Annotated in this window: 8 protein-coding genes; 2 read left to right on the forward strand and 6 right to left on the reverse strand. The window is 56.0% G+C overall.

Features of this window, described 5'->3' with window-relative positions; translation table 11 throughout:
- The first annotated feature begins 131 nt into the window (after positions 1 to 131).
- Positions 132 to 1001: an AraC family transcriptional regulator gene (locus ACFQZG_RS11960; RefSeq protein WP_378152706.1), complete on the forward strand. Its 870-nt coding sequence runs from the start codon at positions 132 to 134 to the stop codon at positions 999 to 1001.
- Here the strand turns inward: ACFQZG_RS11960 and ACFQZG_RS11965 are convergent.
- The 3 genes from ACFQZG_RS11965 to ACFQZG_RS11975 all read right to left on the reverse strand — a co-directional run bounded on the left by ACFQZG_RS11965 (position 977) and on the right by ACFQZG_RS11975 (position 4084).
- On the reverse strand, positions 977 to 1780 hold the full coding sequence (locus ACFQZG_RS11965; protein WP_378152708.1) for a sugar phosphate isomerase/epimerase family protein: 804 nt from the start codon (positions 1778 to 1780) through the stop codon (positions 977 to 979). The genes ACFQZG_RS11960 and ACFQZG_RS11965 overlap by 25 nt on opposite strands.
- 1 nt (position 1781) lies before the next feature.
- Positions 1782 to 2861, reverse strand: coding sequence for a Gfo/Idh/MocA family protein (locus tag ACFQZG_RS11970; protein WP_378152710.1), 1080 nt, complete (start codon positions 2859 to 2861; stop codon positions 1782 to 1784).
- A 263-nt stretch (positions 2862 to 3124) separates the two neighbouring features.
- Positions 3125 to 4084 (reverse strand): hypothetical protein, encoded by a 960-nt coding sequence (locus ACFQZG_RS11975; protein WP_378152712.1) that lies wholly within the window; start codon positions 4082 to 4084, stop codon positions 3125 to 3127.
- A gap of 675 nt (positions 4085 to 4759) precedes the next feature.
- Between ACFQZG_RS11975 and ACFQZG_RS11980 the strand changes: the two genes are divergently transcribed.
- Complete coding sequence (locus tag ACFQZG_RS11980; RefSeq protein ID WP_378153334.1) at positions 4760 to 4843, forward strand: IS3 family transposase; 84 nt, start codon at positions 4760 to 4762, stop codon at positions 4841 to 4843.
- A 60-nt stretch (positions 4844 to 4903) separates the two neighbouring features.
- On the opposite strand, the gene ACFQZG_RS11985 is transcribed toward ACFQZG_RS11980, so the two are convergent.
- The 3 genes from ACFQZG_RS11985 to ACFQZG_RS11995 all read right to left on the reverse strand — a co-directional run bounded on the left by ACFQZG_RS11985 (position 4904) and on the right by ACFQZG_RS11995 (position 17798).
- Entirely contained in the window at positions 4904 to 9745 is a 4842-nt protein-coding gene (locus ACFQZG_RS11985) for a cadherin domain-containing protein (RefSeq protein ID WP_378152714.1), read from the reverse strand.
- 423 nt (positions 9746 to 10168) lie between these two features.
- Positions 10169 to 15622 (reverse strand): S-layer homology domain-containing protein, encoded by a 5454-nt coding sequence (locus ACFQZG_RS11990; RefSeq protein ID WP_378152716.1) that lies wholly within the window; start codon positions 15620 to 15622, stop codon positions 10169 to 10171.
- 175 nt (positions 15623 to 15797) lie between these two features.
- Positions 15798 to 17798 (reverse strand): sensor histidine kinase, encoded by a 2001-nt coding sequence (locus ACFQZG_RS11995; protein WP_378152718.1) that lies wholly within the window; start codon positions 17796 to 17798, stop codon positions 15798 to 15800.
- Between the last annotated feature and the right edge of the window lie 11 nt (positions 17799 to 17809).

The raw sequence follows: 17809 nt of genomic DNA on the forward strand, positions 1-17809 counted from the left end.
AACTATAGTTCAGCGCACCGGATCGCTCTATCGGAGGACGTGATTCGATTCTTGATTTTATGATATTTTCTATATAAACGTCTTCTCGTCTGGTACATTGAAAATGCGCGGATAGACGGAGGTGGCTGCATATGAAAGGGATCGAGCATCTGGACTTATTGGGGCGGCCGCTGCAGTTCCATTATCGACTATCGTCGGATACTAGCTTCGAGGCGTTCCATGCCCATGCGGGACTCGAGATCTTGTACGTGCATAACGGGGAAGGAATGCTGGAGGTCGACGGGCATACGTTCGAGCTGAATCAGGGGATGATCTCGATCTTCCAACCCCTTCGATTGCACCATATCCGGATGAAGGCTTCGTCCGAGTCGCCTTACGTTCGAACGGTTCTGGTTCTGGACCCGGGGGTGCTGGAGCCTTATTGGAGCATGTATCCCGAGCTGCGCTCCTTCTTCAGAAGCTTGCTGGATCATGATCATCGCCCGTTGGCGTTGGCCGGTTCGGAGCGCTTCAATCGCAGTCTGGAGCTCCTGTTCGAGCAGTGGTCGGAACAAAGACGGACGCATTCGTCCTTCGATCGACAAGCGCCCGCCGAATCCTCCTTTATCTATCTCATGTACCTGCTGCAGCACCTGAAGACGATCATTCCTTTGTCCGAACGCGATCAGGAGACAATACGGCCCGGCAATCACGCGGAGCGAATCCGGGAATGGTTGGACGAGCACTATCATGCGGCATTCCGATTGGAACGGCTGGCGGACGCGCTCCACTTATCGCCTTACTATGTATCCCGCGTGTTCAAGGAAGCATCCGGCGTAACGATCACCGAATACGTGTTGGCCCAACGAATGCGCATGGCGGGCTTGCTGCTGCGATCCTCGTCCCTAGGCATACAAGAAATCGCCCGGAAGACGGGCTATCCGAGCGAATCCTACTTCGTCCGTACGTTCAAGAGATATTACGGCAAGACACCGCTTCAATTCCGCCGTTCCGATTCGTAGGCCCGCATCGCGCCGATCTCCCTGGGGAGATGAATGTCGGCCGGCTCCCAATCGAGCCATTCCCCGCTGAGGAAGCCTTCGTATTGTTGGTCTGCTAGAATCCGGACGACCGCCCGGTGATCGATCTCTCCGGACCCTATCGGAAGGAACGTCAACCTCGACTCGTCAAGCAGCCCGTCATGGATATGGACATGACGAAGCCAAGGCTTCAGCGCCCGGTAAGCTTCTTCCATCGAGGCGCGTCCGGTTCTAAGCGTGTGCATGACGTCCCATACGACGCCTACGGCAGGATGGTCAACGGCGCTCATGATCGCGGACATCTCTTGCGGATCCGACCAGTCATCGTGGGTCTCGACGGCGATAATCACGCCTGCCTCCTCGGCCGCGGGCGCCAAACTCTTCAGAGCGCCGACGATTCGCTCTCTGGCTTCCGCGCGGCTCGATTCGAGAGGGATGATACCGCAGAAGACTCGGACGTACGGTACGCCCAGATCGCGAGCCAGCTCCAAGTAGGCCGTCGTCTCGGAGATATGGTTCCGGACGGTTTCCGCGTTGGAGAAGTCGCAGGACACGCCGATACAGACCAATTCGATTCCGTTTGCTTCGATGGCATGCTTGACGGAGCTTCTCTCCTCCGGCGCGAGCGACAATTCGATGCCGTGCCGCTGCTCCCTGCCGCAGCGAACCTCGATGCCGGCATAGCCATACCGGCGAGCCATGCGCAGAACCTCGTCCAAGCCGGCATCCGGACAGGAGAACGTCGTGAATGCATATTTCATGCTAGACCGCCTCCCTTTCCTCTTGAATAGCAACCGGGCCGCCCGTTGCCGCGGATCGATAGAACGCGTCCATGATTCGTTGGATGACCAGCGCTTCCTTCAACCCCGTTGCGGGAGGGCGGTTGTCCAGAATGGCTCCGGCGAAGTCGAAGACGGGTCCGCTATGAATCAAGGCGTCATCCTCCGTACCTTCCCAGATCGTGCGCGTTACGGCTCCGCCATCCGGATCAAGCGTCGTGCCCACGATGATTTTCTCGCTAGGCCACGTCATCTTGAGCGTAACGGAACCCGCGCTTCCGATAATCTGCCACGACTCTTCGCGAGGAGCCGCCATATACTCTCCACGTTCATACGCGAGGACTGCACCGGACTCGCATTGGATATACATGGCTCCGTGGCTTTCCGAATCCGCGCCAGCCGGCCAATAATCCGCGATCGATTCCGATATCCCCCATGCATTGCCAAGCACGTAACGGGGCTTCAACGTCCAGCCGGTCAGACCGAGCAGATAGTCCAGATCGTAGGTCCCCCAATTGGCCACGATGCCCCCGCCGTTAATGGATCGGTGCACCCTCCAGGTCGGAAGCGGCGCTTCCGGCTTCCGTCCCGCGGGTTGGTTCACCCTGCAGCGGACGAGACGGATGTCCCCGAGATGGCCTTCTTCGATCCACCTCGCGGCTGCCGCGGCATGCTCCAGGAACCGGAACCGAGACGAGCAGAAGGCGATCGTTCGATTCCCTTGCGCGGCCGCCAGCCGGTGCAGCTCCTCTTCCTTCATGGCGACGGGCTTCTCTACCAAGATGTCCTTGCCGCAGCGTAACGCATGCAAAGCCAACGCCAGACGGACATTCGTAGGCACCGCCAGGACCACCGCGTCAATGCCCGGGTCTTCGATTAATTGCTCCGGCGTACCGTACACCTTATCCGCGCCGTAATGCTCGGCTGCAAGCCTCGCCGTCTCTAAGTCGAGATCCGTTACGCCCGCCAGCTCAACCCGGTCCGCTTCCCGAGCCGCTTGCATATGATGCTTGCCGATGACCCCGCATCCGATGACTCCTAATCTAACTTTCGGTTCGCTCAATCTGGTTCGCCCTTCCTTGGAGACCCATGTGATAAGGTAAGTCTACCAAGGGAGCCGTGCCTTCTCTTGCGGGAAAATGGCATTCTGTTGGGGTGCGTTCTGTTTCATATAAAAAGAAAGCGGACCCTATTCAACGAATAGAGCCCACTAATTGGTTTAGTTCAAATATTTAAAAGCGGTATATCCAATTCCTTCCGGACGAAGGTCATGTCGGTATCTCTTTGCAATCGCAATATTCGTATCGAAGAGATACCCTTTACTCATCAGTTCCAGTCCTCGCGAGATCTGTTTACTTCATTAAGAAGTTCTTTCCCTCTTTCAGGAGTTAATGTTCCGGCTGCCTCCAATAGATCGTCAATCGAATAGTCTTCTTCTTGCGCCTTTACTGTTTGTTTTTCAAGGTCAATCAAAACGCGCGAATTATTAATGTTGAGGTTTTGTAAGATAAACTTTATTTCGCTGGCTGCTTGTTGGTCCATTTTTTTAGGGATCATTTTATCCCTCTTGTCACGCTCGATTGATAGCGCTATGTTCCTTGCAAGCAGAATCCCGTTAAACCGAATAAGCATTCTTAGGATTTCATTCCTCTCTACAAGCCACTTGGATTCGCAGGATTGCATTCCGGGAATCAACGGTTTGATGTTAACCTGCGTAATCTCTCCGGCGAAAAACATACACAACTTCTCTGATGTCACCCAGTCCCTTACCCCATCGTCATTCGTAAAATAGGGGCTGAATCTTCCGCCTTCGAAGCATTCATGAAGCGTTCTCGGCATTTGATCGAAGTAATACACGCCGCGGCTTTGCATTCGTCTCTTCGGCAACCGCATCACGTTCGCTCTTGTCGATGCTAGTTCGGCGAATCGATAGAGCTCTTTTACTAACGGATCCGCGCGCGGCAAATAGCTGTTTATGTTGGCTATGATATCGTCATAGTGCTCCTGTGTTTTCGCGGGGATGCCTCTATTCCCTTTGCGGATAAAGACATCGCCCGCTACGCATTGCAAGCACATCTTCAACGGCATCCACAGAGAGAAGATCGTATCTGCATGCAAGTCATGCGGGTCTCCGCGTAACCAGACGACGTCTAGTTCATTCTCTCTTCGCCAATCATCGCGGTGAGTCGGTTTTCCGAACGCATTGCTCCAATACTTCAAATAATTGACGATCGGGTTGTCGGTATACGAATCGCCGATGATGGCTTGCATCTTATTCTCAGACATTCACGGAGCTCCTTCTATGAATCGTACTGGCGTAAAATAAATAATTCTAGCGTTGCCCCGCCCATCCCTCTATGGATTCGCTCGCATGTTGGAGCAGATACGCGAACACTTTATACTCTCCGTAGACCGACACCGCCAATCTGATCTAGCAATATATCAAGTGTCCTTCATGGAGAGTGGACGGGGAATTGATATAGTCGAAATCACAAAATAAAGCCGCCACCCTGCGATGAAGTGCACCCCTTAGAATGGACATTACCGAACATTTTAAAGCCGACGCGCCGAATCGAAAATGGGTTACAGATATTACACAATATAGCGTTGCGGACACTTGGCTCTAACTCTCGACCATTAAAGACCTATTCAATAACGAGATCATCGCCCACCACATGGACGTACTCAACGACAATTAACTCGTCCTGAGCACCTTCGAGAAGGCCTTTGAAAAGCATAAAGACGTGTCTGGGTTGATCGTTCACAGCGATCAAGGATCCCAATACACGTCCCTTACCACGACACGCTGCCACAGGTTGGCGCCCAAATCAGCATGTCACGCCGAGGCAATTGTTATGACAACGCCTCAATGGAGAGCTTCTTCTCGCATCTCAAAACGGAAGGGCTCTACTTGTATGATATACGAAGTATTGTTGAGCATAAAGGAGAATTGAGATATACATCAAGTTCTACAACGAGTCTAGACCGCAACAAAAACTCAAAAAAATGACGCCGGTTGAGTACCGGCGCCAGCTTGTAGCCTAGGTATTTTTTCATTGTCCCTTAAATGGGGGCTTGACCAGCGAAAAGTGACAGTATTTTTTTCTAAATCAAATCAGACTTTTCTAACAAACGCTCGACGATCACCGCGACTTCGGCTCGGGTTATATTCGCTTTCGGCGAGAGCTTGTTGCCGCTTCTTCCCGTCACGACGCCGGCTTGAACGCTCTTCGAGGTACTGATCGCCGCCCATGCAGCAACATCGTCGGCATCGCGATAGGAGTGAAGCATGACATCTGCAGGTTGACCCTGAACTCGATCGCTTAGGCCTGTAAGGTTCATGGCATTGGCGACGATCTGCATCGCCTGTTCGCGAGTAATCTTGTCATTCGGACGGAACGTACCATCTTCGAATCCGTTAATTAACCGGTACTCGTACGCCGTCTGAACTGCGCTGCCATACCAGTCAGACTGCTTTACATCCTCGAAGCTGATTGGCCCTTTTTCCAGCCGCAAACCTAAACCTTTCACAACGATCGCCGCAAACTCGGCGCGGGTAATATCTCGGTCGGGGTTGAACATTCCATCGCCGGCACCTTGCACGACCATCCGCGAGCCCATGTTATTCACTGCATCACTCGCCCAGTGATTCGCCATGTCCGCGAATGCCAGCGGATGCCATACCACGGAATAGGTACTATTCGTCAGACTGTTAATCTTCGCATAGTACATGCCGTCGATCTGAACGACTTTCGTCGGGACGTGACGTACTGTTCCATCAGGTTCGACGACGACGCCTGTCGTTATGCGATTCGGATCGATGCCTTCGGGAATTGCCACCATCCGTTCCACGTAGGCAGTAAACTTGGAAATCTCTTCGGTGCGATCGCCATATACTGAGCTTACCTTGAAGTTGAGCGGTGGAACGACCAGCGTTAAGCCGTTAACGTTGGCAGCGTCCTCGACCACTCGAATCGTATCGCTAACCGGCTCGGAAATTTCAATCTTCACCTTGATGTCCTGCAAGGCGAGATTTGTCCCGTATCGATCGGAGATGGCATCGATGTTAATTTGGCCCGCAGGCAATATATAGGATGCTTTCGCGGTGCGGATCTCTACGATCGCTTGCTGGTCCTCCATGTTTTTAACCATGCGACCGTTCAATTCGCCGATAACCACTTGATTGCCCGTCGAGACAGGTATCGTAATCGTTGCGCCATTGCCTTCTGCCTGAAGTCGTTGTTGCAATTTATTCTCGTCCACCGCAATAGTGATCACCTGTTGCCCGTTCACTTCACCCTTCGTTGCCGTTCCTGCGCTCTCGATCTTGCCGTTGACAAGGACGTCTACTCCCGTATCCACTGGTGTTGTCACAGGGGGAAAGCCTGAGCCGATGTTTTCGTTCACGTCCGTCACGCTGATCGTGAACGCTTCTTCGTAAGTCAGCCCCGGCGTACCGTTGTCCGTCACCCGAATCCGGACGCTATAGCTGTTCTTCGTCTCGTAATCGAACGCATCCGACGCGCGCAGCGCATTGCCGCTGATATTGAAGCTCGCGTTGTCGTCAGAGCCGGTGCCGCTCACCAGCGAATACGTGAACGTGCTGGAGCTGTTCGGATCCGTCGCGGTCAAGGTGCCGACCGTCGTATTCGCCGATGCATTCTCAGCGATGCTGTTCGAGCTCAGCACGATATCCGTTGGCGCCTCATTCACCCCGGTCACGCTGATCGTGAACACTTCTTCATAAGTCAGCCCCGGCGTGCCGTTGTCCGTCACCCGAATCCGGACGCTATAGCTGTTCTTCGTCTCGTAATCGAACGCATTTGTCGCGCGCAGCTCATTGCCGCTGATATTGAAGCTCGCGTTGTCATCCGAACCTGTGCCGCTCACCAGCGAATACGTAAACGTGCTGCTAGCATCTACATCGGTCGCGCTTAAGGTGCCGACCATCGTATTCGCTGCCGCATCCTCAGCGATGCTGCTCGAGCTCAGCGCGATATCCGATGGAGCTTCATTCACGTCCGTCACGCCAATCGTGAACGCTTCTTCATAAGTCAGCCCCGGCGTGCCGTTATCCGTCACCCGAATCCGGACGCTATAGCTGTTCTTCGTCTCGTAATCGAACGCGCTCGTCGCGCGCAGCGCATTGCCGATGATATTGAAGCTCGCGTTGTCGTCAGAGCCGGTGCCGCTCACCAGCGAATACGTGAACGTGCTGCTCGCATCTGCATCGGTCGCGCTTAAGGTGCCGACAGTCGTATTCGCTGCCGCATCCTCAGCGATGCTGTTCGAGCTCAGCGCGATATCCGTTGGCGCTTCATTCACGTCCGTCACGCTGATCGTGAACGCTTCTTCGTAGGTCAGCCCCGGCGTGCCGTTGTCCGTTACCCGAATTCGGACGCTGTAGCTGTTCTTCATCTCGTAATCGAACGCATTCGTCGCGCGCAGCGCGTTACCGCTGATGTTAAAGCTCGAGTTGTCATCTGAACCTGTGCCGCTTACCAGCGAATACGTGAACGTGCTGGAGCTGTTCGGATCCGTCGCGGTCAAGGTGCCGACCGTCGTATTCGCCGATGCATTCTCAGCGATGCTGTTCGAGCTCAGCACGATATCCGTTGGCGCCTCATTCACCCCGGTCACGCTGATCGTGAACGCTTCTTCATAGGTCAGCCCCGGCGTGCCGTTGTCCGTCACCCGAATCCGGACGCTATAGCTGTTCTTCGTCTCGTAATCGAACGCATTTGTCGCGCGCAGCTCATTGCCGCTGATATTGAAGCTCGCGTTGTCATCCGAACCTGTGCCGCTCACCAGCGAATACGTAAACGTGCTGCTAGCATCTACATCGGTCGCGCTTAAGGTGCCGACCATCGTATTCGCTGCCGCATCCTCAGCGATGCTGCTCGAGCTCAGCGCGATATCCGATGGAGCTTCATTCACGTCCGTCACGCCAATCGTGAACGCTTCTTCATAAGTCAGCCCCGGCGTGCCGTTATCCGTCACCCGAATCCGGACGCTATAGCTGTTCTTCGTCTCGTAATCGAACGCGCTCGTCGCGCGCAGCGCATTGCCGCTGATGTTAAAGCTCGCGTTGTCGTCAGAGCCCGTGCCGCTCACTAACTCGTACGTGAACGTGCTGCTAGCATCTACATCGCTCGCGCTTAAGGTGCCGACAGTCGTATTCGCAGCCGAATTCTCCGCGATGCTGTTCGAGCTCAGCGCGATATCCGTTGGCGCTTCATTCACGTTCGTCACGTTGATCGTGAACGCTTCTTCATAGGTCAGCCCCGGCGTTCCGTTGTCCGTTACACGAATCCGGACGCTATAGCTGTTCTTCGTCTCGTAATCGAACGCGCTCGTCGCGCGCAGCGCATTGCCGTTGATGTTGAAGCTCGCGTTGTCGTCCGAACCGGTGCCGCTCACCAGCGAATACGTGAACGTGCTGGAGCTGTTCGGATCCGTCGCGGTCAAGGTGCCGACAGTCGTATTCGCCGATGCATTCTCAGCGATGCTGTTCGAGCTCAGCACGATATCCGTTGGCGCTTCATTATCGGACGATTCTATTACCGGCTCGCCGATTTCAATATCGTTAAAGGAGCCATAAGACCCCGATCTCGCATAATCCGGATCTGCATTGGACATTCTGATCTCGTCAACATTCTGGAAAATCGAAGCTGTAAGTCCATTCGAATTCGTAAAAGTCTCCATATAGTTTGTCCGGTTGATATCTAGGATTACGGACCCCGTCGATACGCCATCACGGAAGCCCTCGAATTTAATCTTCGACTCACCGGCTTGGTAGTCATATACATAGATAGATTTAAAACTGAATGAACTCCCGTCGTTGCTTGTAATAATCGTATAATCCGGCGGGTTAGAGATTGTAGTCGTTGCAGGAGGAGATTCAGACATGGGAACGACTACCGATTGATCGCCCGGGTGATTAGCATACAGGTCTTTCACATATACGAAGCTTCCTGTAGGCGTACCCGGAGCAGCCGAAGTCGCATTAAAGATATCTAGCAGAATTCCGACGATGTCAGTCGAACCGTAGTCTCCGTCGTGGATAACTTGTCCGATATTAATCGTAGTATCGTCGCCTGTGAAAGTGACAGTGCCCGGCACAATGCCGGGTTCCGCAGCCACCACTGCCGTCGTCTGCCCGAACTTCACGACTTGGCCAGCCGTATCGACTTCCGAAACCGCAATCTTATCACCGTTGGAAGCGGAGATTATACCATCGACGGGTAAATCCGCATAGCCCGCCAACGTATTGCCGACATTCGGTACAATTACGGAGCTTCCCGCAAAATTCTTGTATACGAATTTGTTTCCCGCTCCTACGGTTTCAACAACGCTGATCTCTGTCTTGCCATCCGTTCCGGCTCCCGTTACATCGCTTGCAGAGACCGTTAGATCGCTACCGCCGCTGGCCGCCGGCGACGCAACAATATTGTCCAGCCCCAGCCCGGCCGCTCCGACATACTCGAATTTGACCTCATCAATATTGTTAAATTCTCCTCCGAAGTCGAACGACCCGCCATAGCGGTTAGCAATATCATGAACAACGTTGGAATAGTCTACATTCCCCTGAACGGAGGCAATCGATAGATTAAAGGTTTCTTCTGCCACTTTACTGCTATCGAGCCATCCGGAAATCGTAAGTGCAATAGAAGAACCTCCGAATAAATTTTCTAAATCGAAGGACGATAGATCGAATGCCGAACCATCGAATGTACGCATCGAATAAGTTTGAACGTTTTCTTCTCCCAAGTAATTTACGATTAAAGTCCTTCCGCTGGTCACATTGAAAAAGGTGGTAAAATCTAGGGAGTCCGCCATTGCGAAGGTTGTCGCTACATCAGAACCAAATACCCAGTCGTCAACGGTATAGCTAGTTCCCCCTACTAGAACGTTCAGAGATCGTGAATCGAAATTCTCATTACTCACTGCAGCCTCCGCGACCTTCGGAGCAATCATTGGACTTACCATACATAACACAAGGATTAGCAGCATTAACCTTGATTGAATCGTACGCCTAAGCGAAAACCGCATGATCGAATCACTGCCTTTCATTTCTAGTTGGTTGCATATGCAGGATATAAATGGATTGTTTTATCATCATATCAAACTAGTCATAAAGTTTCATTTGAAAAATATGAATACTGTAGAACTTTGTCGTTGCCAGAACTTCTGATATTTCGATAGGTATAAAGTTCACACTACTCTAGACCTAGATAGTTATAGTGAAGTGGCTACCTCAAAGAATAATATTGACGTATAAATACAAAAAATGGAGCTGCCCCAAACGTCATCGAAGTAGATGACTAAGGAACGGCTCCTAATTTTTGTTTAAGAAGCTCTATACTTTTATTACCGCCGAATATCGATGACGTACGTTCCAAGCACGCTTGGCGTCGATACCGAGGTTACCGTAATCGTAGCCGTGCGAGCAGTCAGATTCTCGTAGATGAAGAAGTCGTAGAAGTTAGGTCGAGTTCCGCCGAAGGAAGCATCCTCCAATCGATCGTTGGGCGTGGGGCTAACGTGGCTCCACGTTATGCCTTCCGTCGTCATATCCACGCCGAACTGGTCCTTCACCGCCGCACCGAACGTAAGGTGGTAGAATCCTCCCGTGATGCTCGACAGGAAGAACGGGTTGCTTCCGGAGTACAGCGTGATGACGATGCTCGTGACGACCCTCAAGACCAAGTTATCCAGCGCGGCATTCAGGGCAATGCCCTTGGCCGCCTTCTCCGACAGCGTCGTATCCGGAAGAGCCAACGCGGCCTGCAGATCCGTCCAGCTCGCCGCTGTGTATTGAACTTGTACGCGCGCGTTCGCATCATCGAGCGCTTCCGCCAGCGCGACGACGATATCCAGCGAGCCCTGCGCATTGTCGATTAGAGCTTGCGCGACGGTCAATCGATCCTCCAAGTCCGTCTTCGCCGTGCTGCCAGGCAGAGCCGCGACTAAACCCGATGCCGTATTCTGGGCCGCCTGCGCCGCGTCGATGACACCCTGCGCGTCGGTGCCGTCCCCGATCAGCGCTGTCGCTCCCGCTTCAGCGTCCGCGACGGAAGCCGTAGCAGCGATGACGGCGGTCAGATTCGCTTCCGCCTCTTCGAGCGTCAATCGTACGGCCGTTAATCTAGCTTCCAACGCCGTCTTCGCCGTGCTGCCAGGTAGCGTCAGCACCAAGACCGTCGCGTTGCCACGGTCGACATGCGCCGCATCGATGGCAGCCTGCGTATCGGTACCGTCGCCCGCGAGCAAGCCCGCCGTCGACTCGGCGATCGTTACCTTCGCGGCGGCCGCGGCTACGAGATCCAAGGCGTCCTGCGCGCCGTCGATGTTCGGCTGCACCGCCGCCAATCTTCCTTGCAGCGCTGTCTTGGTCGTGCTGCCCGGCAAAGCCGTCGTCAGGCCCGATGCCGTATTCTTAGCCACTTGCGCCGCGTCGATGGCGCCTTGCGAATCGCTGCCGTCTCTCAGCAATCCGGCTGCTGCAGCTTCGGCGGTTACGACCGATGCCGTCGCCGCGATGACGGCGTCCAGATCCGACTGAGCGTCATCTATCGTCGACTGGACGGTAGCCAGTCTCGCTTCCAACGCCGTCTTCGCCGTGCTGCCCGGCAATGCCGCGACGAGGCCCGAAGCCGTGTCGTGACTCCCTTGAACCGAATCGATAGCGCCCTGCGCGTCCGTTCCGTCTCCAGCCAGTCCGCTTGCCGACGTCTCTGCGGTCGCGACCGCCGCGGTCGCCGCAATGACGTCATCCAGATCGGATTGGGCGTCGTCGATCGACGCCTGAACGGTCGCCAGCCTGCCTGCCAAAGCCGTCTTCGCCGTGCTGCCCGGCAATGCCGTCATGAGCGCCGATGTATCGTCATGATCGGCTTGCGCCGCATCGATATCGTCTTGCTCGTCGGTTCCGTCGCTTGCCAATCCGCCCGACGCCGTCTCGGCGCCGACTACGGCAGCCGTTGCGGCGACGACGAGATCCACGACAGCCTGGGCGTCGTCGATCGTCGATTCGGCGGCTGCCAATCTGGCCTGCAACGCCGTCTTTGTCGCGCTGGCCGGAAGCGCCGCCGCCAGACTCGATGCCGTATCGTGCTTCGCTTGGGCCGTATCGACCGCGCTCTGCGCGTCGCTTCCGTCTCCCAGCAATCCGTCCGCGCTCGTCTCCGCCGCGACGACGGCCGCCGTCGCCGCGATGACGTCGTCCAGATCCGTCTGCGCATCATCGATCGCGGCTTGCACGGCCGACAATCTCGCCGCCAACGCGGTCTTCGCCGCGCTGTTCGTCAACGCCGTCACTAAGTCGGATGCCTCGTCGTGAGCATCTTGCGCCGTATCGATGGCGCTCTCCGTATCGGTACCGTCGCCTGCCAAGCCGGCTGCCGCCGTCTCGGCGGCCACGACCGGCGCCGTCGCCGCGATGACGTCGTCCAGCTTGGACTGCGCGCCGTCGATCGTCGCCTGAACGATCGTCAATCTGATTGCCAATGCCGTCTTCTCCGTGCTGCCCGGCAGCGCCGCTACGAGGCTGAATGCCGTATCATGCTTCGCTTGTGCCGTATCGATATCGCCTTGCGTATCCGTTCCGTCGCCCGCCAGACCGCCTGCCGTCGTCTCGGCGACGACTATCGATGCCGTTGCCGCGATAACGTCATCCAGATCGGACTGCGCGTCGTCGATCTTCGCCAGCACGGCGGTCAGTCTTCCCGCCAATGTCGTCTTCGCCGCGCTGCCCGGCAGCGCCGTGACTAAGCCCGACGCCGTAGCGTAATCCGCTTGCGCCGCATCGATATCGTCTTGCTCATCGGTTCCGTCGCCTGCCAACCCGCCCGCGGTCGTCTCCGCGACTGCTACGGACGCCGTCGCGTCTATAACGTCGTCCGCTCCGTTCTGGGCGCCGTCGATGGCGTCAAGAACATCCGCCAATCTCCCCGCCAACGCCGTCTTCGCCGTGCTGCTCGGCAACGCCGTCACCAAGGCCGATGCCGCATCGAGATTGACTTGCGCTTCGTCGATGTCGCCTTGCGCGTCGGTTCCGTCTCCCGCCAATCCGGCTATCGTCGTCTCCGCAACGACTACAGATGCGGTTGCCGCAACGACGTCATCGACGACATCCTGGGCCGCGTCGATTGCACCCTGTACCGTGGCGAGTCTTGCCGCCAGCGCCGTCTTCAGCCCGCTTGCCGGCAATGCCGTCACCAAGTCGGATGCCGTATCATGGTCCTCCTGTGCCGAATCGACGGAAGCTTGCGCGTCGGATCCGTCGCCAGCCAATCCGGTTGCCGCCGCCTCGGCGGCGACTACCGATGCCGTTGCCGCGGTTACGTCATCCAGGTCGGACTGCGCGTCGTCGATCGTGGCCAACACGGCGGTCAATCTCGTCGTCAATGCCGCTTTCGCCGTACTACCCGGCAACGCCGTCACGAAGCCCGATGCCGTAGCGTAATCCGCCCGTGCCTCATCGATGTCGTCTTGCTCGTCCGTTCCGTCGCCCGCCAGTCCGTCTGCCGACGTCTCCGCGGCAGATACCGAATCGGCAGCCGCGATTACTGCATCCAGATTCGACTGCGCTTCGTCGATCATCCCTTGAACGGCCGTCAATCTCGTCGCCAAAGCCGTCTTCGTCGCGCCGTCCGTCAACACCGTCACCAAGTCCGATGCCGTATCGAGATCGCCTTGTGCCTCGTCGATGTCGTCTTGCTCGTCGGTACCGTCTCCCGCCAATCCGTCCGCCGCCGTTTCGGAAGCGACGACCGACGCCGACGCCGTCGCGAAGGTATCAACCACGGCTTGCGCATCGTCGATCAAGTCTTGAACGGGCGCCAATCTGGCTGCCAGCGCCGTCTTCGCCGTGCTGCCCGGCAGCGCCGTTACGAGGCCGGATGCCGTATCATGCTTCGCTTGCGACGTATCGATATCGCCTTGCGAGTCCGTTCCGTCGCCCGCCAGACCGCCTGCCGCCGTCTCGGCGGCGACTATCGCTGCCGTTGCCGCGATTACGTCATCCAGGTCGGACTGCGCGTCGTCGATCGTGGCCTGCACGACGGTCAATCTCGTCAACAACGCCGTCTTCGCCGTGCTGCTAGTCAGCTCCGTCACCAGATCCGACGCCGTATCGTAATCCGCTTGCGCCGCATCGATGTCGTCTTGCTCGTCGGTACCGTCGCTCGCCAGTCCGGCCGCCGCCGTCTCTACGGCCGTTACCGACGCCGTTGCCGCCGCGACGGCGTTCAAGTCGGTCTGCGCATCGTCGATCTTGGCTTGCGCGGCGTTCAGCCTGCTGGTCAACGACGTCTTCACCGTGCCGCTCGTCAACGCCGTCACCAAGTCCGATGCCGCGTCGTAATCAGACTGAGCCGCATCGATGGCGCCTTGCGTATCCGTTCCGTCCCCTGCCAGTCCGGCTACAGTCGACTCCGCATCGGCTACGGCGGCCGTTGCCGCCGTCTCCTCCGCGGTCAGCGGCGGCGCAGTCGGACCCGTCGGCACCACGATCGACGGCACGGAACCGACTTTCTCTCCGCCTACGGTCGCGACTACGCCGTCCTTGATCTCGATCGTGATCGGTTTCTTCGCCAATTCGGAGCCGTCCGCGTTAACGGTCGCCTTGTCGACTTGACCTTCTCCCGCCACCTTCGTAATCGCGTCCAGGATCAACGCGACGATATTCGCGCCCTTGCCGAGATCCACGTTCGTGTTCGACGCGGACGGCGCAACGTTCATCTGCTGCACCGATCCCTCCGGAACAGAGACGTTCGTCCCGGGGGACAGAATATTGACGACATCGAACGTACCTACGAGAATGACGCTGCTATTCTCCGGCAACGCTTCCGACAGCGTGACGGTCCGAATACCGGTGCCGTCCGCTCCCTTATACTCCAGCTTCGCGCCGGATTGCAGGACGATCTCCCGAACCGTCGTCGTACCGTCTTCCACGACGATACGTACGGTACCGGTCTTCTTGTCGACGATAACCTTCGCCAGCACCGAGTTCTCGACGTGGACGCTGTTCGCGCCTCCGCCTTCTACGGTCGTCGTGCCATGGACGGTTACGCCTTGCAGGTACGCTTCTCCCTCGCCGATGCCGGCTGCCAGCAACAGATCTCCCTTGATCGTCACATTGCGCAGGATGACGCCGGGAACGGTGATCGCTACGTTCCCTTCGATGACTTCATTGCCTTGCGCGGGCCCGTAAGTACCCGCCTTATCATAGGTCGCGACAACTTTCCCGCTAAGCTTCAGCGCCTTGTCCAGAATGGAGATGACCTCCGCTCGGGTCGCGAGCTTCAGGGGCCGGAACGTCCGATCCGGGAATCCGCTCATCACTTTCGCGTCGATGACCGCCCCAATGCCGCCCTTGCTCCAGTCCGGGCTGCTCTTCGTATCATCGAAGCTCTTGTAGGATTCCGAAGCAGGCAGCTTCAACAGCTTCGCCGTAATGACGGCCAGCTCTTGGCGGCTTACCTTCGCGTTCGGCTTGAAGGTTCCGTCCTTATAGCCCGACAGATAACCTGCTGCCGCGGCGGCTACCACGTCTTTATAGAACCAATCGGCCGATCGTACGTCCGTGAATGCCGAAGACGATCCGCCCTTGATCCCGAAGGCGCGGTTGATTAACGCCACGACCTCCGCGCGGGTAATCGTCCGGTCCGGCTTGAAGCTGCCGTCCGCGTACCCGTTAACCAATCCTCTCTCCATCCACGAAGTGATGGCTTCCTTCGCCCAGCTATTCTCGATGTCCGATGGCGCCTTCGCAAGCACGAACCCCGATGCGCCGAACAAGCAAGCAATAGATAACAACATAGCGATTACAACCTGTAAAGATTTCTTCAACTTGGCACTTCCTTTGTATTGGTCTATAAATGCCGACATTCGTTCGAGTACATCCTAATCGCCTCAGGTAAAATCGCGGTAAAACGACGGCATGATTCGATAAAAAGAGACCGAAAGTCCTAAGGACTTTCGGTCTCGCGCAAGTTTATTTCCCTTCCCCGACGACTGGCAACGTGAAATAAAACCGACTTCCCATACCCAGCTCGCTCTCCACCCAAATCTCCCCGCCATGACGTTCGACGATCTCCTTGGCAATCGCAAGGCCAAGCCCGCTTCCCCTGGCGTCGCCATCCTTGTAGTGCCGTCGGAAAATGTGCGTCGCCTGCTCGGCCCCGATTCCGTAACCGGAATCTCCTACCATGATCCGGACCGAATTGTTCTCAAGCGAAGCCTGCAGGGTGACCGTGCCGTCCGGCAGCGTGAACTTGCAAGCGTTGTCGACCAGATTGGATAGCACGCGTTTGATGAGGAACGGGTCCATCCAGACATCCGCATCCGCTCCGAACGGCGCAATGTTCAGCGTACATCGCCGTCCGGTATATTCGACGTCTGCCGCCAGCTCCTTGCCGATCTCCTCGAACCAATCATAGAAGATAACCATCTGCAGATCGGCGCTTCCCGCAGCCACCTCGCTGCGGCTTAAAGCCAAGTAATCGTCGATGAACCGGTTGATATCCAGAACTTTATCATGAACGTTTCGCAATATGCGCTCCTGATGCTCCGGTCTCGTTTCGAACTTATGAATGAGCGCTTCGATGCCGCTCTGGACATAAGTGAGAGGACTGCGAACGTCATGCGAAATATTTTGCAGCGTTTGCGAACGGAACGTTTCCGATGCCGTCAGTTCGTCGTTCGCGCGCTTTAAGCTTTCCGTCCGCTCGTCCACCGTCTTCTTCAAATTCACGTTCCAATCGGAGAGCGTCTGCACCAGCTCTTGCTGCGCGTTTTCTTCCTTTTTGCGCATTTGATTCATGAGCGCATACATCAAGATCGCGATGAATACGAAGTCGCCGAGCAATCCGAATTGCGAAGCGAACCGCGTGAACACATTGTTGGGCAGAATGCCGTAGAGCAGCAGCGCTTTCGGCACGATCGCGAATGCAACGACCGGAATTTTCGGAATCGCTAGATATATAGCTATACGGTCCCCTCGTCTCGCGCAGAGAACGATAACGACTAACGCCAACACTAAGCTGACATACTTGAACCAGAACAACAATTGCGCCATGCCCAGCGGATAGAACAATAGGATTCCGATAGCAAGGATCGGACAAGCCGCGTTCATCGCGCGGCATATCCACTTCGCCGTTGGCGAGTCATTGCGGGGGAACAACATTTTGGCCAGGAACAAGGTCCCGAACCAGCGTCCGAGCACGTAGAAGAAATCGTAGACGGCGGACGGACTATGCCATATTCCCGCTCCCAGCCCCTGACCCGTCAATCGACCCGTTCCGAACAAGGGCAGCGTAAACCCGTTCCAGATTAACAACACCGCGCAGAAGACCGCCACGTTCAGCATGTAGTACAAGTAAGCGCTACTGCGAGTATACAAGTAGAGCACGGCCAGGAACATCGCAATAACCGTAATCATCCCGTAGTAGATGCCATAGAACAGCATTTCATTGGATGTCGTGTCATACAAAGCCGATTGCGCCGTTAACCGAAGCGGAATGATCATCGAACCGTACGTCTCGAAGCGCATGTAGATCGTCGTTTGTTGCCCTTGCGGCAAGTTGATCTCATAGGAGGGATATAGCCGGTTGTTCGTGATCAGCGGTTGCGGAGGATAGATATCGATCGTATCCATCAGCGAATTCATGACGGTGAGTTCCCATTGATCGTTGGAGGATTCGTTGTTAAGAGTGACGCGGACCCAATACGCGGATAACGAATAGCCGAAGGAAGACTTCCCTCCCGCCGGTTGGAACTGCTCCTGCATCGCGGGAGATTGCACATCCCTCATCGTCCATATTCGCCCGGCGTCTTCCAACACTTCCATTCGCGCGTTGATCGAATAATTGCTTGCGTTATCCGTTAAGGATAGCTCGGCTCCTTCCGCGGTTCCCATGGCGCTAACGGCGGGAGAGAGCGCTAACGCCCAGATACCGCAGATCATGAGCATGATCGTCAGGAGCCGCATCGTCATTTTCCCTCTTT

The organism is Cohnella sp. GCM10027633 (assembly GCF_042675445.1).
Classification (GTDB): domain Bacteria; phylum Bacillota; class Bacilli; order Paenibacillales; family Paenibacillaceae; genus Cohnella.